We start from the raw sequence: 19,156 nt of genomic DNA on the forward strand, positions 1-19,156 counted from the left end.
GAGCGCTCACGGCCGCGACGAGCGCGCGGCGCGCTCGTCCGCCTCGCCCAGCGCGCGGGACGCCCCTTCCCGGATCCCGCGGAGCACCGCCTCGACGTCCCGCTCCGCGCCCAGGGCGAGCCCCCGGTCCGCGAGCGCGCGCGCGGCAGCCGGATCGCTCCCGGCGAGCGCCTGCTCCGCCGCGTGCAGGTAGAACTCCACCGCGAGCCGCGGCTCGCCTCCCCGCTCGAAATGCTCGGCGAGCACCTTGGCGTCGTGCTCTCCCGCCTGCAGGAGCCACTCGGCGGCGAGCCGGTGCCCGAGCGCGCGATCGTGGTCCGGGAGCATCGCGTAGCAGCCGTCGCGGATGAGCGCGTGCCGGAACGCGTACTCCTCCTCGTCCGAGAAGCGGCTCTGCTCGCGGCGCTCGAGCAGCTCGCGCTGGAGCATCCAGGGCAGCCAGTCCACCGCGAGCGTCGACCCGCCGGCGTCGCCGAGCAGGGCGAGCGCCCCGGTCTTCCAGAACGCCTCGCCGAAGACGCTCGCCGCCCGCAGCAGCCGCCGCGCCTCCGCGGGGATGGCCTCGAGCCGCGCCTCGACCATGCCCAGGATCGTCTCCGGCAGCCTGTCCGCGCGCCCCTCCGCGACCGCCCGGATGAGCTCCTCCAGGTAGAAGGCGTTGCCGCTCGCGCGCTCGACGAGGCGCGCGACCTCGGAGGGCGGGAGCCCGTCGCCGAGCATCTGCCGCACGAGCTCCTCGGCCGCGCGGCGCGGCAGCGCGCCGAGCGTGATCTCGTGGACCTCGCTGCCCTCCCAGAGGACGGGGAAGACCTTCCGCACCTCGACCCGCGCCAGGTAGAGCACCGCGAAGGGCCGGTCGCGGAGCTCCCGGAGGGCCCGCGCGATGAGCTTGAGCGACGCCGCGTCGCCCCACTGGATGTCCTCGAGCACGAGCAGGTAGGGCCCCGCCGCGCACGCCGCCTCCATGAAGTCGAGGTAAGCGAGCGGGATCTGGTCGGCCATCAGGGCCGGGCTCTGCCGCGCCGCGAGGAAGCTCGGATCGGCCTCGCCCGGGAACGGCGTGCCGACGATCTCGCCGAGGAACGCGGCGATCCTCGTCCTCTCGCCCGGCGTCAGCGCCTGGGCGCGGGCGACCAGCGAGAGGAGCCGCTCGCGCTGCGCCGGGGCGGGCTCGCCGCCGGTGATCCCGGCCGCGCCCCGGAGCGCGGAGCCGAGGAGCGAGAACGGCGAGCCCGCGCTCAGCGAGTCGCCGCGGCCGACCGCGACGGTGAGCTCGGGGTGCCGCTCCCGCAGGATCTCGATGAGCTCGTACCGCAGGCGGGATTTGCCGATCCCGGGCGGCCCGGTGATCAGGATGGCGCGGGGCTCGGGCCCGCCGAAGCTGTCCTCCAGGAGCTCGCGCAGGTTCCGGAGCTCCCTGTCGCGGCCGACGTAAGGGCTCGGCTTGCCGAGGAGCGTCCGCGCCGACCGGCCGACCTCGCGCTCATGCAGCAGGAAGAACGTGCCGTGCCGCGCCGGCTCGATCTCGAACCGCGCGTCGAGCAGCGCCCGCGTCACGTCGTCGATCCACACGGGCGCGGGCCTCCGCTCCGGGCGCGCGTCGCGCTCCGCGAGGGCGAGGAGCGCGGCCGCGCGGTCCATGACCGGGCCGACAGGGAGGCTGCCGGTGTGCTCGGCGCGGCCGGTCGTGAGCACGACGGAGGCCTCCGGCACGAGCTCGACGAGCTTCAGGGCGCACCGCGCCGCGCGCGCGGCCTGCAGGGCGGCGTCGCCCACGCCGGCGATCGAGAGCACGATCGTCCCGTCGGCGAGCGCGTCCACGCGGGCCCCGAACGGCTGCGCGCTCGTGTAGAGTTTCCTCGTGAGGTCGCTCGGCTCCGCGGCGACGAGCGTGCTCGCCGCGCTGTCGCAGGCCGAGAAGCGCGGCTCCCGCGCGGCCACCAGCGAGAGCAGCCGGAGCTCGCACGCCGTGATCGCCTCGTACAGGACGGGGGGCGCGGCCAGGCCGCTCGTCGGATCGCGCTCGAGGGCGTCGAGCGCCTCGACGACGGCCGAGCCGTCGCGCGGCCGCTGCTCCGGGTCCTTCGCGAGCATGCGGGCGACGAACTCGTCGAGCTCCTGCGGCACCTCGGGCCGGAGGTTCCGCACGCGCGGCGGGTCTTCCATGAGGAGCTTCGCGAGGAGGGCCATCACGTGCTGGCCCTGGAACGCGGGCCTGCCCGTGAGGCACTCGAAGAGCACGGCGCCGAGCGAGAAGATGTCGGCCCGCGCGTCGAGGCGCTCGCGCTCGCCGGTGGCCTGCTCCGGGGCCATGTAGCCCGGGGTCCCCATCACCGAGCCGGTCTGCGTGAGCGCGCCGATGGTGCGCTTCATCCGGGCGATGCCGAAATCGAGCACCTTCAGGCCGACGACCTCGCCGCCGACGAGCAGCAGGTTGCTCGGCTTGACGTCGCGGTGGACGATGCCCCGCGCGTGCGCCGCCCCGAGCGCCTCGGCGGCCGCGCGGAGCAGGGCGAGGCTCTCCTCGAGATCGAGCTTCTGCCGGGCGAGGCGCTGCGCCAGGCTCTCCCCTTCGAGCCATTCCATGGCGAGGTAGGGCACCCCGTCGGGGGTGATGCCGTGGGCCACGTGCCGGACGATCCGCGGGTGATCGAGCTCGGCGAGGATCCGCGCCTCGTGCTCGAAGCGGTGCGCGGCGCTCCGGTCGGGCTGGCCGAGGAGCTTGAGCGCGACCTGCGCCCCCGTGGCCCGGTCGACGGCGCGGTAGACCGTCCCCATCCCACCGGAGGCCGCGACGCGCTCGAGCTGGAAGCGGCTGTCGATGACCTCTCCCGGGCGCATAAGGCGGAGGATGCACCGGCGTCGAGCCGTCTTCAACGGTCCGGCGGGCACCCGCCGGTCGGTGTGCGGCTATACGCTCGCGCGGCGCGCCAGGCGGTGAGTCGCGCTTCAGCTCTTCGGGATGCGCCATGTCACGCCGGCGCGGAAGAAGAGCACGTTCGGGATGCTCTGCCCGCCTCCGGGGATGGCATCGTCCTCGTCGTTCATCGGCTCGTAGCGACGGAACAGGCTGTGTCCCGCCTGGGCGGTCACCCACACCGACGAGAAGGCGCGCACGCCGAGGGTCACGCCCGCGGTCACGACCGAGTAGGCGACGTGATCGAGGCACTCCTCGGGCCGCGCCGCGCGCTCGTCCTGCTCGGTCGCCGGGTCGTCGGCCGGCTGGGCCGCGCACGGCCACGCCCCGGTGACGCGCGGGTCGCGCACGGCGTAGGCGTTCCCCGCCAGGTCCGCGCGCAGGCCGACCTCGACGCGATCCGAGAAGAGGAGCTTCACGGCCGCGAAGCCCGGCAGGAAGGCCTCGACGCGGAAGAGGGGGCTCGGCGTCCAGTCGACGTACGCCGCCGGCAGCGGGAGGAACGAGCCGAAGCTGTACGACGCGAGCGCGCCGCCGCCGAGGACGAGCTTCTCCGAGAGCGTGCGGGTCACGAGCCCGAGCGCGCTGACGCGGACGAGCCCGCCGTCGAAGGCCTCGAAGTCGCCCGCGAGCCCCGGCGCGACGCGCAGCGAGAGCGACCAGTCGTCGGGGAGCAGCTGGACGAACAGCACCGGGACGTCGACGGCGTGGAAGGCCCGGAGCTCGTCGAAGCCGGGCGGGGCGCCGGCGTACGAGATCGCCTCGACGTGGTACGTCGCCCCCGGGATCAGGAACGTCTTCTCCCCGAGGGGGATCGGCACGTTGGCGTTGACCTCGTACGACGAGATCTGCGCCCGCACGGGGCGCGGGTCCTCGATCGCCGCGCCCGGCATGTACTGCGCGCTCAGGTCCACGAGATCGGGGAGCTGGGCCCACGCGGCGCCCGGCGCGAGGACCGCGAGGACCGCGAGCAGCGGCGCCAGGGCGAGGAGCCGCGGGGGGCGCGCGCTCCGGCGGGAGGGGCCCCCGCCTCGGCGCTCGTCCGTGGAGCGCGCGGCGGCGCGATCGGCGGACCTCATCGCGCCACCCGCTCGTCGAGCCAGTCGAACAGCCGCGCCTGGGCGAGGAGCTGGTTGCCGCCCTGGCAGTGGACCTGCGACGCCGTGCCCGCGTCGAACACCATCATGTGCTTCGGGCACGTGAGCGCGCCGTAGAGGCGCTCCGACTCGCCTGGAGACGCGTCCTCCGCGCTACCCTCCATGATCAGCGTCTCGCAGCGGATGCCCGCGACGCCATCGGCGTTGTCGTACTTGCGGAGCTCGTCGATCACCTCGTGCGGCGTCGAGACGCCGTGCTTCCATGTCACGTCGTCGAAGTACCAGCGCGCGTCGGGCAGCACAACCGAGGCGGCGTCGATGGCGCGGTCGAAGGCCGCGGGGCCGCGCGCGTGCAGCTCGAGCAGGCCGGGCATCGACGCGAAGTGGCGCAGCATCGCGTCGCGCCAGCTGACGACGCCCGGGTTGGCGACGAGGGCGCGCAGGCGGCGCTCGCGCGAGGCCGCCCGCGGCGCGAGGTAGCCGCCGAACGAGAGGCCCATCAGGACGAACTTGCCGGCGTCGAGCCGCTCGTCGCGCTCGGCGAAGTCGAGAACGCGCCCCACGGGGACCTCCCAGTCGGGCCGGAAGGGGTGCCCGTGGAGGCGCAGCGAGGCGCCCTGGCCCGGGCCGTGGAACGAGAGGACGTGGTAGCCCCGCTCGAGCGCGCCGTCGACGACCCACATGGTGTCCTCGGGCCACGCGTGGAGGCCCTGCTGCAGCACGATCGTGGGCGCGCGCGCCACCCCGGGCGCGTAATGGATGCGGCCGTGGAGCACGCCGTTCTCGTAGGGGATATCGACCTGCCGGGAGTCGTAGCCCCGCATGCGGAGCGCCCGCCCGTGCAGGTCGAGCCCCGCGATCGTCGCCTCGACAAGGCGCGGGTCGGAGCGATCCGCGTAGCGCATCAGCCCGGCGCGATAGTAGGCGCCCGCGCGCAGGAAGTGCGACGCGGCGCTCCGGGCGTGGCCGCGGGCCTCCGCCTCCTCGCCGTAGCCCCGCACCCGCTTCGCGGTGGCCAGCCACTGGTCGAACCACGAGCGCTCGTCGCCAGGGAGGATGCGGGTCGCGGTGTCGAGCACCTCGCCGACGTCGGTCAGCCCCATCGACGCGAGGCCGAGCCAGAACACGATCTGCGCGTCCATCACCGGCTGGCCGATGAACTTGAACCGGTGCCAGACGGGCGCCGCCTGGCCCCGCCCGAGCGTGTCGTCGCCGTGGAACCGCGCGGACGCGACCTCCTGATCGACCCCGCGGCGGCCCGCCGCGAACCCGAGCGCCGCCGCGCCCCCCGCGACCGCCGTGTGGGTGAGAAACCGCCGCCGATCGAGCATCGGTGCACCTCCAGCGCCTGACGAAACAAGTGATTGAAACATGTGTTTTAAGAATTGACGCCTGCCAGGTGCATCGTCAAGGTATGTTTCAAACAATCGTATGAACGACCGTGACCCCCTCGCCCCTGCGGACGATCTCGATCCACGGCAGCGGCTCGTGGTCGCTGCGATCGATCAGATCGAGAAGCACGGCATCGGGCAGCTGACGGTGCGGAAGCTCGCGGCGGCGGCCGGCGTCAACATCGCCGCGGTGAACTACTATTTCCGGTCGAAGGAGGCGCTCGTCGCGGCGGCGCTCGAGGGGTCGATCGGGAACATGCTGTCGGACACCGAGGACTTCCTCTCCCGGATGCCGGGCGATCCCCTGGAGGCGCTGAGCGGGCTGCTCGGCTACTACCTCGAGGGCGGGATGCGGTACCCGAACGTGGGCAGGGCGCTCCTGCACGACGCGTTTCACGAGGACGACTACAGCGGTCCTTTCCCGAAGCTCTTCGCGCCGGTGATGGAGCGCCTGCGCGATCTCGTCCGGGCGGCGGTGCCCGGCCTCGAGGAGCGGGCGGCGGCGCGCCGGGTGGTGGCGGCGCTCTCGGCGGTCTTCTTCCCGACGTTCTTCGCGGGGCTTTACGAGGGGCTGAGCGCGCTCGGCTCGCCGGCAGACCGCCTCGCCTATGCGCGAGAGCTGGCGCGGCAGACGCTGGCGCCCGTCGCGGTCCCGGAGGCGGCGGCGCCCGCGCCCCAGGGCAAGCGGTCGAAGCGCGGGTGATCCGCGGGGGATCGCGCGCTCCCGCCAGAGCGGCGGCTAGTCTCTCCCGCGCCCTTGCTCCTTCACTCGCACTGGGGCGGCGACGGCGCAAAGCACTCCCCCGCCGCGTTGCAGTACGTCCTGCCACACTTGAGCTTCGGCTTCGCATCGGGCAGCGGGCCGCGCGCGCCCGGCGAGGGCTTCCTGATCCCCGCGGCGCTCATGGACGGCGCAGCGCTCGCGGGCTGCGCGGGCGGCGCAGCGCTCACGGACTGCGCGGGAGCGGGTGCAGTGCCCGGCGGCGCGGCGGTCCCGGGCGCGGTCGCCCCCTCGGGCGCCTCCGTGACGGCCCCGGGCGCCGTCGCGGAGGCCCCGGGCGCCGCCGCGGCGCTGGACGCATCCGGCGCCGCGCGGTCGGGCGACGGCGCCTGGGAGCGACCGCAACCGGAGCTCGAGAACGCCGCGAGCCCCAGGGCCACGGCAACGACGCACGCTCGCGGGCTCGTCCTGTTCATCACCGATGGCTCCGTGCCCACGCGATCTCGCTCTGCCCGGCCGCGATCGCGTCCATCCACGCCGCGAGCCCTGGATACGCCGCCTTCACCTGCTGCGCGTACCCGGCGAACGTCCCGGGATCTCGCGCGGCCTGGAGCTCCGCGGCGAGCCCGCACGCCTCGGGCGCGAACACGCCGCCGAGCACGCGGAGCCGCGCCGGGTCGACGGCGTCGAGCTCCTCCGGGCCGTGGATCAGGTACTTCATGAGCCTCGGATACCGCAGAGGATCGCCCGGATCGGCGGGCGGCGCGAGCCGGGTCGGATCGGACGGCGGCCGGCGGAGCCACCGCCCGAACGAGCCGGCCGCCTCGACCTCGGGCCGGAGCTCGTCGAGCGACGCGCGCTCCGCGCCCGTGGGCTCCCGGAAGCGCAGCCTTCCGCGGCCGCTCGCGGCGACGTGCGGCGGGGCTCCGTAGAGCAGCACGCCGTCGACCTCCCCCGCCGCCAGATCGTCCGGCAGGAGCTCGGCGATCTCCACGAGGAGCCGGCGGACCTCGCCGGCCCGCAGGCGGAAGCTCGGCGCCGAGAGATCGGCGTCCACCACGGCCGTGGGCGCCTCCTCGAAGAACGGCTCCGCCTCGCCCGGCCGCCACAGCCTGATGCCTATCGCGCCCCGCAGCGCCGCGGGCGACGGCAGCGGCAGCCGCATGAGCGACGCGCCCGGGGGCACGCTGCCGATCGTGATGCCCACGAACATCGGAAAGCCGAGCACATACTGCGGCTCGACATCGATGCCCACGAGGGCCGGGCCCGGAGGTGTGATGTCCGGAGCGCTCACTTCCACGCGAGCCCCTTGTTGTCCTCGAGGTGGACCCGCCTCACCTCCTTGAGGTGCCTGCCGCAGACGTCGCTGCCGGTCTTCCCCGACGTCCCCCGGATGAGGTTGCGCTTGTCGTCCAGCATCCAGTTGGGCCTGTAGTTCATGCAGCACGTCTTGTCCCGCGGCGCGCGGAAGTCGAAGTACCCGCACTTGTGCGGCATACCGAACGCGTGGACGAGCTCATGAACGATGGTCCCGACGATGCGGCCGCGGTACGTCGGCTTTGGCAGGCCGGTGCCCGCGTCGCGGTAGGCGTTGTGGTGCGTGAACATGATGGTCCGGCCAGCGAAGTACTCCTTGCCCTTGGCCGTCACCGTGGGGCTGATGCCGGCGGTGTAGAAGGCGCCCGGGTTGAACAGCTTGGCCTTCACCTTTGCGGCCATCCCGTAGCCGCCGGGGGTCACGGCGCCGCCCTTCTTCCGGAACCTGGGCGAGTAGTTGAACCGCACCTTGTACGCATGCGCGAGCGACCCGTCGCCCGCCGTGAAGTCCGGCTGGGCGTCGTGCTCCACGATCCAGCAGCGCGTGATGGGGCCGGCCGCCGTCGTCTCGGTCTGAACGCTGAACAGGTTGAAGCCGACCGTCTCCGAGCCGGAGGTCAGCTCGGCGAAATCCACGTCGGGGAACGTCCCTGGAACCTCGAAGAATTCGAAGAGGTTGGCGCCCGCGCCGGCGCTCTTCAGCTCGACGTCCCCCTCGAAGACCTTGTCGCCCTTCTTGATCGGCAGAGGGTGCGGCTCCATCGCGGAGATGACGCAGAACCAGCCGGGGTTCGACCTGTTCGAGAACACCTTGTTCACGTAGGCCACGCACTCGGTCTCGAGGTCGTCGTCCTTGGGCGCCATGTGCGGCTGGTCCGGCACCTCCTTCTCCGGCTCGCAATCGAGCTGGACGCAGCACGGCTCGAACGGCACGGGCACCTCGTCCATGGGCAGGGCGAACGCGCTCTTCATGCGGACGGACTCGACCCGGATCCGGTGCCACATCGTCATGATGCCGGTCTCGGCGCCGAACCCCTCCACGTGTGTTGCAGCGTCGATGTCCGCCCGGAGGATGAAGTTGTCCCCGGCCGTGTCCGGGCAGTGGAAGACGACCTTGCTCTCGTCGCCGACGATCGTCGTCTTCGCCTCGGTCGCGGCCGCGGACGCGAGCGCGAAGCCGGCGACCGCCTCCCAGGGCGGGCTCTTCGCTGGCTTGCCCTCGTTATCGGCCGCGCGCGAGCCCTTGTGATCCCCGGCGGCGTCATAGTCCTTCTTGTCGACGTACGCCCCCCACGCGGCGTGAAAGCCGGGATCGTCGTTGGTCGGGTCGTCCGGCTCGACGACCGTCCACCGGATCTTCGCGTCCGCGGGGAGCTTCCCCCGCTGGATCGTCACCTTGGCGGTGAGCTGGATGAGCTGCTTGTCCTTGGCCCAGCTCCCGGCGAGGTCGCTGTTGAGGTACACCCGGCCGAGGTGGTCCTGGCTCGTGTACCCGGGCCTCGCCTCGGCGCGCTTCACCCCCGGCGCCCCCGGCGAGACGGGCGCGTGAAGCCCCAGGATCTCCGTGATGGAGACGAGCACGGTGTTCGGCACGCGCAGCGTCGCGCGCGTCTTCTCCCCTTCGGCGACGCGGGGCACGAGCGCCGCGCCCGGCGCGGCGGGCACCTCGCGCGTGAGCACGTCGCAGCGCAGGAGCGGACCTCCGCCGAGCTCGTGGACCCGGGTCGCGTAGGGGCTGCTCAGGCTGCCCGTCACGGCGCCGAGGCGCTTCGGGCCGGCGTCGCCCTGATCGTCCCAGATCTCGACGGCGATCGGGATCGCCCCGTTCGCGGCGACCTCGAGCTTCCACGGGATCGCCTCCGCCGTCAGATCGACCTCCCTGGCGCCAGCCGGGATCGGCTTGCTGCGCCCGAAGCGCCGCCCGGCGATGAACCCCAGCGCATACGGCTTCTTCGCGCCGGCGAGCAGCCCGTCGACGCCGAGGACCTTCTGGAGGGTGATCGTGACCGCGGCCGTCTGTGCCATTCGTTCCTTCTCGTCACGCGCCGTCGTGGCGTTTCAGGAGCTTCGCCCGCGTCGCGTCGTCGAGGACCCCGGTCGGCGTCAGCCCCGACACCGACTGGTACCACGCCACCGCATTGGCCAGCTCGGGCCCGTCCTTGCCGTCCACCGCGCGGGAGAAATAGCCGAGGTTCTTGAGGCGCCCCTGGACGCCGCTCGGGACCTCGATGGGATCGAGGTGCCCGAGCTTCAGCGCCCAGGTGACCCCGCCTGCGCGCGCCGTCTCGTTGCCCGGCGTGTCCGGCCAGGCCGCGAGCTCGGCGTCCTCCAGGTCGGCGGGGATGGGGTGCTCGATGGGGCTCTTGCCGTCCGTCGTGCCGGCGACGACGACGTCGCGGTACGTCAGCTCGTACGCGAACGGCTCCTCGACCTCGAGGAGGAGGCGGAGCATCGTCTTCGGGACCTTGACCGTGAAGACGTGCTTCCCGCCCGTCGGGACCTCGACCTCCTTTGGCGCCGCGTCCGGGATGACGAGGACGTCGCCCGGATAGATGAGGTTCGGGTTGGGACGCTTCTTCTTGAACTCGGCGTTGTCAGGATGGTTATAGATGACGCGCCAGTCGGAGAAGCCGTACTTCGGGGCGATGCTCGAGAGGCACTCTCCCTGTCGGACAACATGCTGGTGTGGCATCGTTCATCCCATGATCCCATCCCATGATCCCGGAGCGAGCATCCGCGAGCAGGCGATGCGTCGAGCACCGTAACGCGCCCGAGCGGCGCCCTCAAGCGCCGCGAACGGGCCCGCGCGCACGGCCGTGAGGAGCGGGGGCGACCGGGGGGGGCGCGACGGCCGGGCCCCCGCATCGATGCCTGACCCGCTCCTGGCCCGCGCTTGACTCTCCCCCGCGCGGCGTGATGGCATGGGCCAGGGGCGAATCGAGAACGCGATGCGCGACCGCTGGGGTTTCGGCTGCTTCCCTGACAAGGTGTGGATCGCCCGGCGGGTTGATGCGCCGTTGCCGGACGGGGCCAAGGCCCTTCCTGCGCTGGAAGCGACGTGGCGGCTGGAGGCGTGGCTCGCCGACGGCGTCCACGGCAGGGTGCTCCTCGCCGAGATCGGCGAGGCGCTCGGCATTCCGGTGTCGACGGGGCCTTCGTTCGATCCGAGGGCGCTCGGAGCGCGGCTGCGGGAGGCGCTGCTCGACGGCCGCCTCCACGCCTACCGGATGCCGTACGTCGCTTCCGGCGCGCGCTTCGCGCCGCCCGAACCGCTCGAGCCCGACGCGCCAGCGCCTGCGCCCAGGGAGGACAAGACATGGGTCGGGATTCAGCTCATGGACGACGCGGACCCGCCGCAACCTGTCCCGTTCAAGAGATACCGTATCGAGCTGCCGGACCGCTCCGTTCGCGAGGGATTGCTCGATCAAAACGGCCAAGCCGTGATCGTCGGCATCGATGCCGGGACATGTAAGATATCGTTCCCTCAGCTCCACGCGGACGACTGGCGGCCCGCGTAGGCCCGCGTCGCCCTCCGGGCATGGGTCTGGCCTCGGATGCTCTTGCGGCTGCGCTCAGCAATCGAAGAAGCGGCGAAGCCCGGGGCGGATGACCTCGTCGATGGTCTCATCGAGCAACACCCGGGCTTTCAGGCCGCTGCACAGGCCGAGCTGCTCCCCGTCCGGCGGGGCGTCGTGGGCCGGCAAGTGCGCGTGCTCGTGCTCCACGAGGTGCCGGAACGCGACGGGCAGGTAGCGCTCGACCGCTTGCCGCTCCGCCGAGGAGAGATCCGGCGCGACCTGCTCGAGGAGGCGCCAGCCGAAGCGGGCGTGTCCGACCTCGTCGGCGTAGATGCGCGTCAGCAGATCGAGCAGCGGCCCGGGCGGCATCTCCAGCCGCTCCGCGCCGATGAGGGCCACGGCCACCGTCTCGCTCATGCAGCAGATGTGGATGACGTTGCGGAGCGCGGCGGCGCGGGGGGGCGCGTCGCGGTGCAGGGGGAACTCCGGGCGCTCCGGGACGCTCGCGGTCGCCGTCCCGCCGAGGGCCTCCACCACCGCGCCGCAGAGGATCCCGTGACGGCGCTCCTCGTCGGCGAAGCCCCGGCACGCCTCGGCGAGCTCCGGCGGGAAGCCCGCCTCGGCGAGCTGGCCTGCGAGCGCCTCGAACACGGCCGACGATCCGTGCTCGTTCACCATCCGCGCGTGCCAGGTGCTAATCGCCGACGGGAACAGCGCCGCGGGATACCCGCTCACGTCGAAGGCACGCGCGCGCGCCTCGCCGCGGAGATCGAGCGTCGCGGCGTTCATGCGACCTCCGGCCGGGCATCATAGGCGTCGAGCGCCGGCGGGACCGGGGGGCCCCAGGGCGTGCAGAACTTCTCGTTGTAGAGCTCCGCCTCGGGAGCGACCACGTTGCCGAAACAGCAGACGTGCCGGATGGGCTCGGCGTCTCTGTAAGAGATCGCGTCGGCGCCCACGCCCACGATCAGGGCCGTGCAGCAGTTCACGAAGGAGGCGTCTCCGGCGAGGGCCGCCCGCTGCTCCTCGGAGATCCCCGTCCCGGGGGCGGGCAGGCGCTGCACGCCATAGTCGACGCAGCACTCGAGCTCCGCGCGAGGGCGAGCCTCCGTGTCGTCGAGGCTCACCTGCTCGGCGCACGCGAGCCCGGTCGGCATGGACGGCGCGCCGCCCGCACCGCCCGCGCCCCCTGCGCCGCCCTCATCGGGCGCCGGAACGACCCCACTTCCCGTCGAAGGTTCCCCACCGCCGCCGGTCGTCGCGCCGACTCCGCTCGTCGCGCCGACTCCGCTCGTCGCGCCGACTCCGGCCGAAGCCGGGCCGTCCGGCTCCCCCGCCGGGATCTCCTCGTCGGGATCCAGCGGTGACGACTGCCCGCCAGAGACGTAACGTCCGCTGCAGCCCGCCAGGGCGCCACAGGCCAGCGCTCCCAGCGCGACCCTCGCTGCTGCACGCAATGCTGCCCGTCTCGTCTCCTCACGCATAAGCTCTCCTCCAGTAAAATAGGCTGTTTGCCGCAGGGCGCGGCACGGGCCGAGCACTCGGCCCATGTGGACCAGTGTAGGCGCGCAGCACAGCGAAGAGAATCTGCATTTTCCGCACACCATTGAACTGAAATTCAGAACAATGGCGCCGCGGGATCCTCCGGCGAGCTACGCGAGCAAGCGCGTCTGGATCCACGCGCGCGCCTCCGTCTCCGCCCGGGACGGTGCGATGCGCGCTGCGAGGCAGAGAACCTCGGGGCTCGGGTCGCGCTCGCGCCCCTCGGCGGCGAGCTTCGTGGCCGCCGGCTGGCCCAGGACGAGAGGTCCGAACACCTCGGGATACTCCCTGCACGATGCTCAGTTCGGAAGGGGTTGACACGCAGCGACACCTACAGTTCGCTCTACGCTCGGTAGAGGAAGCGCGTGGACCCCCCTAGCATTGTCGACCTCCATCCGGGCGCCTTGTTTCACCGGCGCTACCGCGTCATCCGCCGCATCAAGGCCGGGAACATGGGCGCAGTCTACGAGGTCACGGACGAGAAGACTCGGAGCCGCCGCGCTCTCAAGGTCATGCTTCCGGACCTGGTCGAGCATCCTGATCTCCGGAGCCGTTTCGAGCTCGAGGCGCAGGTCACGGGTGACATCGAGAGCGAGCACATCGTTCGCATCTCCGATGCGGGGATCGACGAGGCCACCGGGACGCCTTTCCTGGTGATGGACCTGCTTCGAGGCGAGGAGCTCGGAGCGCTTGTTCGCAAGCAGAAGGCGCTGCCGCCGGGTGAGGTCGTGATTTACCTGCAGCAGGTGGCGCGCGCGCTCGACAAGACGCACGCCGCGGGCATCATCCATCGCGATCTCAAGCCCGAGAACATGTTCGTCACCCGCCGTGACGACGATTCGCCGTGCGTGAAGATCCTTGATTTTGGCATTGCCAAGGTGGTGGAGCAAAGCCAGAAGGCTCGGACCACCCAGGCGCTCGGCACGCCGCTGTACATGTCGCCCGAGCAGATCCGGGGTGACCGCGAGATCGACCCCCGCGCCGATCTCTACGCGCTGGGCCACATCGCCTATGCGCTCCTCACCGGAGAGCCGTACTGGGCCGAGGAGGCAAACCTTCACGAGGCTATCTTTCCATTTCTGTCGACGGTCCTCGGGGGTGTGGTCGAATCGCCCAGCCACCGCGCCCAGCGCCGGCGCGGCGCGGCGCTGCCGCCTGCATTCGATGCGTGGTTTCAAAAAGCCACGGCGCCGCGTGCCGAGCACCGCTTTGACCGAGCGAGCACCGCGGTCGCCGCGCTGGCGACGGTGCTCGGCGTGAGGACATCGAAGCGGCCGGCATCGTCGCCTGGCGTGTACGAGGCTCCGCGCTCATCGCCATCCTCGCATGCGCTCGACGATACCGTCCCTGTGGAAGACGCCGTCCAGCGTCCGCCGGAGCAGAGCAGCAAGCGACCGCTTCCAACGTTGGTCAACGCCGCGCAAAGTGCGCAGGAGCAGAACGGCACGGTGCCGCTCCCCACGCTGGTCGGCGCCGCGCAGCGTGCGGCGGAGCAGCACAGCACGGTGGCTCTCCCGACATTGCGCCGAGCGACGCACCGGCGTAGTCAGGACGGAAGCACCGTCCTTGCGCCCGTCAACACGGCTGCGGTTCGATCGAGGACGTCGAGGACGCTCCCACCCGTGCTGGGTGCGTTGCTGGTTGGGGGCGCTCTATGGTTTGGCGTCGCCATGCTCCGCGATCAGGCTTCGACGAGCCAGGCGGAGGAATCCGGCCTGCTCGCAACGACGACGCTCGCCGCAACTGGAGCGCCCAGCGCGTCGGCGGTCTCCTCGGTGGCGCGACTGGCGGACGAGAGCGTGTCGCTTGGCTCCTCACAACCCTCTGCGACCGCCGAGCCACCCTCTGCGACCGCCGAGCCGTCCGCAACGCCTCCCATGAAGGCGCAAGCTCCTGCTGCACAGCCCTCCGCCAAGCCTATATCCATCGCCGAGCGTGCTTTGCCGCCGAACGTACCTGCGAGCACTCCTACCGCGAATCCGAACCCACCAACGACGAATGTGCCTCAAAACCAGCAACCGGCCGCAGCCGGCGTGAATGTCGCGGCGCCGCAGACCAGCGTGGCGACGCTCAGGGTTGTCATACCGAACCCGGTGGCGGCATTGCCCGGACTGAAGGTCACACGCGACGGACAGCAGCTAGGACAGGAAGAGTGGAACACGCCGCGGCCGATCGACAAGGGGACGCACGTGCTCATGGTGACGGCCCACGGGAAACAGCCATGGATCAAGCAGGTCCATATCCATGCCGACGGTTTTGACGCATCCTTTACGGTCCCTATGCTGCGTGATGCCGAACCTGCCGCGCCAAAGCCACCTACCTCGCCCTAGCGAGGGCGATGGCGGCCGCGCCGTGACACCGTGGATTCAGGGGTCGCCCCCTCGCCCCGGTAGCGCGGTCGTCCGAGAGACGACGCGCTCGCGCAAGCTCAGGAGCGCGGCTCTCCGCCTCCGGCTCGGTACGCCCCAGGCGGGACCCCGACCTCTCGGCGAAATGCGACGTTGAAGGCCGCCTCGTCCTGGTAACCCACGGACGACGCCACCTCGGCGAGCGCGAGCCCGGGGCGCTCTCGCAGCGTCTCCTTCGCCAGCTCCATGCGCCAGCGCGTCAGGTGGTGGAGGGGGCCCTCTCCCACGTGCTCGCGGAAAGCGAGGGCGAAGCCCGAGCGGCTCATGCCGGCCTCCCGCGCGAGCGAGGCCACGGTCCACGCGCGGGCCGGGGCCTTGTAGAGCGCGTCCAGGGCGCGGGCGACGCGCTCGTCCGCGAGCGCCGCGCGAAAGGAGCCGGGAGGCGCGGGGCGCTCGAGCTCCGCGCGGATGGCCTGCAGGAGGAGCAGCTCCGCGAAGCGCGCGGCCATGACCGGCGCGCCCGGCCGCCGGCCGCTGACCTCGTCGCGGATGCCGTCCAGGAGCCGGCCGAGACCGGGCACCGGCTCACCGGCCCCGCCGTCGAGGAGCACCACGGAGGGCAGCGCGCGGAGCAGCAGCGACCGCCCGGCGCCCGCGACGTGCATGGCAGCGCAGAGCACCACCGTCCTCGCGCCGTCGCCGCCCAGCCGGCGCCGCACCGTCTGCGCGCCCGGCCGAGGCGGCGAGAGCCAGCGCTCCTCGTCGACGACGGCCGCCCCCGGCCGGTGCCTCAGGCAATGGGGGACGCCGTGGGGCAACAGCAGCAGATCGCCCTGGCCGGCGCGGATCTCTCGGCCGTCGAGCTCCAGCCACATCTCGCCTTCGAGGAGGTGGTGGAGCAGGACGACCTCTCGGGGGCCGATACGGGCCCCCCACGGCGCGCCGAGCTCGACGCGGCCGAAGAGGCTGGTCTCGATGCGCACGTGGCGGAGAAGCGCTGTCAGGACATCGGGCATTGGACGATCACAAAAGAGCGCTGGACGCTATCACATGGAGGGTCCCCCGGTCCGTCGCCATGGTTCAGCCACCGATTCACGAGGAGGCAACCATGGACGTTTTCATCACCGGCGCGAGCGGCTTCATCGGATCTGCGGTCGCCCGCGCCCTGGTCGCGCGCGGCCACCGGGTGCGCGGGCTCGCGCGCAGCGACGCGTCGGCAGCGAAGGTGCGGGCCGCTGGCGCGGAGCCGATCTGGGGCAGTTTATCGCAGGTCGACACGCTCGCGCGCGCGGCGGCGGCCGGCGACGGGGTTGTGCACACCGCGGCGACGACAGGAGAGGATCGCCCGGCGACCGACGAGGCGGCGGTCACGGCGATGCTCTCGGCCATGAGCGGCGGGGTCTTCATCACGACGACCGGGGCGCCGCGCGCGCGCTCCTCGCGGGTGCCGGTGTCGGAGGAGGAGAGCGTCAACCCCGGCGGAGCGCTCGAGTGGCTCGTCGCGGCCGAGTCGCGCGTGCTCGGCGCGAAGGGCGTCCGCGGCCTGGTCGTGCGGCCGCCGATCGTCTATGGCGACGGCGGAGGTCCGGTCGCGGGCCTGGTGCAGGGCGCGCGCGCCGCGGGGGTGGCGCGTACTATCGACGATGGCGAGAACCGCTGGTCCACCGTCCACGTGCGGGACCTGGCGGTAGCCTACGCGATGCTGCTGGAGTCGGACGCGAGGGGCGTATTCCACGCCGCCGAGGCGGCGCCCGAGCGCATGGCGGCGCTCTTCGCGGCGATAGGCGACGCCGCCGGGGTCCCCGTGGGCTCGTGGAGCCTCGCGGAAGCCCTCGCAGCGCACGGCCCCATCGCCGGCTTCCTGGCCATGGACGCCGCCCTCGACGCGACAAGGCTGCGCGGCCTGGGCTGGTCCCCGGAGGTCGGAGAGGCGCTCGGAGGCATCTGCGGCGCCCTGCGCGACCCGGCGCAGGGGTACCGCGCGCCATGAGCGGCGCCGCAGGCTTCAGGGCGAAGCGCCGTCGCGCGCGGCGCTCGCCTCCTCCCCTCCTCGCTTGTTGTCGAGGGCGAGCAGCACGAGATAAGAAAGCGCACAGACAACGAGGCTGCCGAACACGAGCATCGGCAGCGAGTAGGCCAGCCGCTCCAGACCCGCCCCCTCGATCAGCTTGCCTGTGAGGGCCGGGAGGACCATGCCGCCGAGGCTGTCGCCGACCAGCACGAGCCCGGTCACGAACGCCGTCATGGGCACGATCTGCCCCGCGAGCGTGAAGCCGCTGGGCCAGAGCGGCGCCATGAAGAGCCCGAGCCCGAGCGCGACACCCCACAGGAGCGCGCTCGAGGGCGGCAGGAGCAGCATGATCGCGGACAGCACGAGACAGCCGCCCAGCCCCACAGGGATGACCTGGCGCGGCGTGAAGCGGATCGCCACCGGGATCGAGAGAAGCCTCCCGATCGTGAACGAGAGCCAGAACCCCGAGGTGAGGTACGCGGCCCCGGTCGCCGAGACGACGCCCAGCGTGAGGGCATAGGTGTAGATCCAGCTCCCGAACGAGATCTCCCCGCCGACGTAGGCGAACAGGTACAGCACCGCGACGAGCACCGGAAGGACGGGCAGCGCGCGATCCGCGCCCTTCGCCGCGGCGTCCTTCCCAGCCTTTTCCTGAGGCTCGGGACAGTGTCGCATCGAGAGCATGCCCAGGGCGACGAGCGCCGAGAAGGCGGCCACGGCCCAGTACGCCGCGTGGTAACCGCCCCAGGCGCCCGGGACGCGCGCGACAAGGAGCGGCGACAGGAACGCGCCCAGCCCGAAGCAGAAATGAAGCCCGTTCATGTAAGGGCTGACCTTCTCCCCGTGCGTCCAGAGGAGCAGCGCGTTCGCGCCCGTGTTGACAAGCCCCTCCGCGAGACCCCGGCAGAACGCCACGACCACGAGCAGCCATAACCACGGGACGGCCGGGATGACAGCGAGGCACGCCGCGGCGATCAGGTGGGCTCCCCCGAGCAGGTTGTGCCCGTGCACGCGATCGAACAGCTTGCCTCCCCAGAGCGTACCGAGCGTGTAACCAACCCCCCCGCCGAGGAACAGCGAGCCCATGTCCCCGACGCTGGAGCCCGTCTGTCGCGCCAGGTCCGGCAGGGTCGGCCCGGTGATCGCCGTGATGAGGCCCAGGCAGATGAAGAGCCCGTAGTAACCGGCCGTCTGGCGCAGCGCCCTGTCGCTCCACCGGCTCGAGACCGGACGCTCCTCCACGGCTGCAGTGCTCATCGCTTCGCTCCTTTTACCCGATGCGGGGACTCATGTGCCGGCCCCGGCGCGGCAGGGGATCCGGGGGGATCGTCGGCGCGCGAGGCGCTGGCCGCGCGCTCCCGCTCGTGCTCGATGCGCCACGACTCGAAGGCCAGCGCCTGGAGCGCGGAGAGGACAAGGACGGAGACGTCGGTGTTGACGTAGAGCCAGATGAACCCGAGCCCCAGGCCGCGCACGAGCAGGGCCACCGCCGCCCCGACGGCGACGTTGCCGCCCCAGAACAGGAGGCACACGCCCACGCAGCGGATCGCGCGCCGGAGCGCGGGCGGGAGGAGCCCGGCGCGCATCCCCCGGCGGCGCCCCGCCGCGTAGACCACGCAGGACGTGGCGGCGACGACGCCCAGGATGTAGAGCGCGTCCGGCACCGCTACACCTCCCCGCGGAGCCGCGACAGCGCGCGCGCCGCGAGTTCCTGGAGCAGCCGGCCGATCGCCGAGAGGCGCTCCCCCGGCAAGCTCGACGCCGGCGACCCCTCCTGGACGGGCGCGGCGAGGACCTCGAAGCCCGCGCGCTCGAAGAGCCGGCGCGCGCGGGCGATGCGGTGCGCGCCGGTGACGAGCAGGATCCTCCTTGCGCCCCTGGGCAGCAGGAGCTCCGCGCTGCGCTCGGCTTCCACCGCGGTCGTCAGCCCGCGCGGCTCCGTGAGCAGGGCCGACGCGGGGACGCCGAGGCCCTGCGCGAGGCGAGCGCGCGACTCGGCCTCGCTGGCCGGCCCGTTGCGGCTGCCGAGCATCAGCACGAGCGGCGCTCGCCCCTCACGGTACAGCGCGACGGCCTCGACGGCGCGCCGGAGCGAATCCTCCGGGAGCCGCCCGTCCGGATCGACGTCCGCGCCGAGGGCGACCACCGCGTCGGCCTGCCCCGCGTCGGGCGCCGACGCCATCCAGCGATCGAGCGGCGCCGCGGCCGGGGTGAACGCGGCGACGGCGAAGGCCACGAGCCCGATCACGCCGGCCGCGGTGCTCAGGCGGTCCCACGCTCCTTCCATGCGCATG

18 protein-coding genes are annotated in these 19,156 nt (G+C 72.4%); 4 read left to right on the forward strand and 14 right to left on the reverse strand.

What is annotated here, in order from left to right:
* Nucleotides 1-6: 6 nt before the first annotated feature.
* From WMF46_RS35160 to WMF46_RS35170, 3 genes are all read right to left on the reverse strand, one after another.
* Entirely contained in the window at nt 7-2,841 is a 2,835-nt protein-coding gene (locus tag WMF46_RS35160; RefSeq protein WP_437981196.1) for a serine/threonine-protein kinase, read from the reverse strand.
* 108 nt (nt 2,842-2,949) lie between these two features.
* Nucleotides 2,950-3,996: a DUF6268 family outer membrane beta-barrel protein gene (locus WMF46_RS35165; RefSeq protein ID WP_437981197.1), complete on the reverse strand. Its 1,047-nt coding sequence runs from the start codon at nt 3,994-3,996 to the stop codon at nt 2,950-2,952.
* Nucleotides 3,993-5,345 (reverse strand): alpha/beta hydrolase family protein, encoded by a 1,353-nt coding sequence (locus tag WMF46_RS35170; protein ID WP_437981198.1) that lies wholly within the window; start codon nt 5,343-5,345, stop codon nt 3,993-3,995. The genes WMF46_RS35165 and WMF46_RS35170 overlap by 4 nt, the downstream gene beginning before the upstream one ends.
* A 100-nt stretch (nt 5,346-5,445) precedes the next feature.
* Between WMF46_RS35170 and WMF46_RS35175 the strand changes: the two genes are divergently transcribed.
* Complete coding sequence (locus WMF46_RS35175; protein ID WP_437981199.1) at nt 5,446-6,108, forward strand: TetR/AcrR family transcriptional regulator; 663 nt, start codon at nt 5,446-5,448, stop codon at nt 6,106-6,108.
* A gap of 62 nt (nt 6,109-6,170) precedes the next feature.
* Here the strand turns inward: WMF46_RS35175 and WMF46_RS35180 are convergent, their stop codons facing one another.
* From WMF46_RS35180 to WMF46_RS35195, 4 genes are read right to left on the reverse strand one after another with little or no spacing between them, the layout of a single operon-like run.
* Complete coding sequence (locus WMF46_RS35180) at nt 6,171-6,602, reverse strand: hypothetical protein (RefSeq protein WP_437981200.1); 432 nt, start codon at nt 6,600-6,602, stop codon at nt 6,171-6,173.
* Nucleotides 6,602-7,426 (reverse strand): hypothetical protein, encoded by an 825-nt coding sequence (locus WMF46_RS35185; RefSeq protein ID WP_437981201.1) that lies wholly within the window; start codon nt 7,424-7,426, stop codon nt 6,602-6,604. Before WMF46_RS35185 ends, WMF46_RS35180 begins: the two co-directional genes overlap by 1 nt.
* Nucleotides 7,417-9,468 carry a hypothetical protein gene (locus WMF46_RS35190; protein ID WP_437981202.1) on the reverse strand — a complete coding sequence of 684 codons (2,052 nt, stop codon included), beginning with the start codon at nt 9,466-9,468 and terminating at the stop codon, nt 7,417-7,419. The genes WMF46_RS35185 and WMF46_RS35190 overlap by 10 nt, the downstream gene beginning before the upstream one ends.
* A 13-nt stretch (nt 9,469-9,481) precedes the next feature.
* Nucleotides 9,482-10,135, reverse strand: coding sequence for a peptidoglycan-binding protein (locus WMF46_RS35195; RefSeq protein WP_437981203.1), 654 nt, complete (start codon nt 10,133-10,135; stop codon nt 9,482-9,484).
* A 229-nt stretch (nt 10,136-10,364) separates the two neighbouring features.
* Here WMF46_RS35195 and WMF46_RS35200 point away from each other — a divergent pair, with 229 nt between their 5' ends.
* Complete coding sequence (locus WMF46_RS35200; protein ID WP_437981204.1) at nt 10,365-10,961, forward strand: hypothetical protein; 597 nt, start codon at nt 10,365-10,367, stop codon at nt 10,959-10,961.
* A gap of 54 nt (nt 10,962-11,015) precedes the next feature.
* Here WMF46_RS35200 and WMF46_RS35205 read toward each other — a convergent pair whose 3' ends face one another.
* From WMF46_RS35205 to WMF46_RS35215, 3 genes are all read right to left on the reverse strand, one after another.
* Entirely contained in the window at nt 11,016-11,750 is a 735-nt protein-coding gene (locus WMF46_RS35205) for a ferritin-like domain-containing protein (RefSeq protein WP_437981205.1), read from the reverse strand.
* A complete protein-coding gene (locus WMF46_RS35210; protein WP_437981206.1) occupies nt 11,747-12,445 on the reverse strand; it encodes a hypothetical protein in 699 nt (232 codons plus the stop codon). The genes WMF46_RS35205 and WMF46_RS35210 overlap by 4 nt, the downstream gene beginning before the upstream one ends.
* 168 nt (nt 12,446-12,613) lie before the next feature.
* The gene (locus WMF46_RS35215; protein ID WP_437981207.1) at nt 12,614-12,778 is read right to left on the reverse strand and encodes a hypothetical protein; all 165 of its coding nucleotides are present in this window, start codon (nt 12,776-12,778) and stop codon (nt 12,614-12,616) included.
* 90 nt (nt 12,779-12,868) lie between these two features.
* Between WMF46_RS35215 and WMF46_RS35220 the strand changes: the two genes are divergently transcribed.
* Nucleotides 12,869-14,833: a protein kinase domain-containing protein gene (locus tag WMF46_RS35220; RefSeq protein ID WP_437981208.1), complete on the forward strand. Its 1,965-nt coding sequence runs from the start codon at nt 12,869-12,871 to the stop codon at nt 14,831-14,833.
* 98 nt (nt 14,834-14,931) lie between these two features.
* On the opposite strand, the gene WMF46_RS35225 is transcribed toward WMF46_RS35220, so the two are convergent.
* Nucleotides 14,932-15,867 (reverse strand): AraC family transcriptional regulator, encoded by a 936-nt coding sequence (locus tag WMF46_RS35225; RefSeq protein WP_437981209.1) that lies wholly within the window; start codon nt 15,865-15,867, stop codon nt 14,932-14,934.
* A 92-nt stretch (nt 15,868-15,959) separates the two neighbouring features.
* On the opposite strand from WMF46_RS35225, the gene WMF46_RS35230 reads away from it, so the two are divergent.
* Complete coding sequence (locus WMF46_RS35230; protein WP_437981210.1) at nt 15,960-16,841, forward strand: NAD-dependent epimerase/dehydratase family protein; 882 nt, start codon at nt 15,960-15,962, stop codon at nt 16,839-16,841.
* A gap of 15 nt (nt 16,842-16,856) precedes the next feature.
* Here the strand turns inward: WMF46_RS35230 and WMF46_RS35235 are convergent, their stop codons facing one another.
* From WMF46_RS35235 to WMF46_RS35245, 3 genes are read right to left on the reverse strand one after another with little or no spacing between them, the layout of a single operon-like run.
* Nucleotides 16,857-18,119, reverse strand: coding sequence for an MFS transporter (locus tag WMF46_RS35235; protein WP_437981211.1), 1,263 nt, complete (start codon nt 18,117-18,119; stop codon nt 16,857-16,859).
* Complete coding sequence (locus tag WMF46_RS35240) at nt 18,116-18,526, reverse strand: hypothetical protein (RefSeq protein ID WP_437974100.1); 411 nt, start codon at nt 18,524-18,526, stop codon at nt 18,116-18,118. The genes WMF46_RS35235 and WMF46_RS35240 overlap by 4 nt, the downstream gene beginning before the upstream one ends.
* Nucleotides 18,527-18,528: 2 nt before the next feature.
* Nucleotides 18,529-19,155: a YdcF family protein gene (locus WMF46_RS35245; RefSeq protein ID WP_437981212.1), complete on the reverse strand. Its 627-nt coding sequence runs from the start codon at nt 19,153-19,155 to the stop codon at nt 18,529-18,531.
* Between the last annotated feature and the right edge of the window lies 1 nt (nt 19,156).

The organism is Sorangium sp. So ce117 (assembly GCF_051524395.1).
Taxonomy (GTDB): Bacteria; Myxococcota_A; Polyangia; order Polyangiales; family Polyangiaceae; genus Sorangium; species Sorangium cellulosum_B.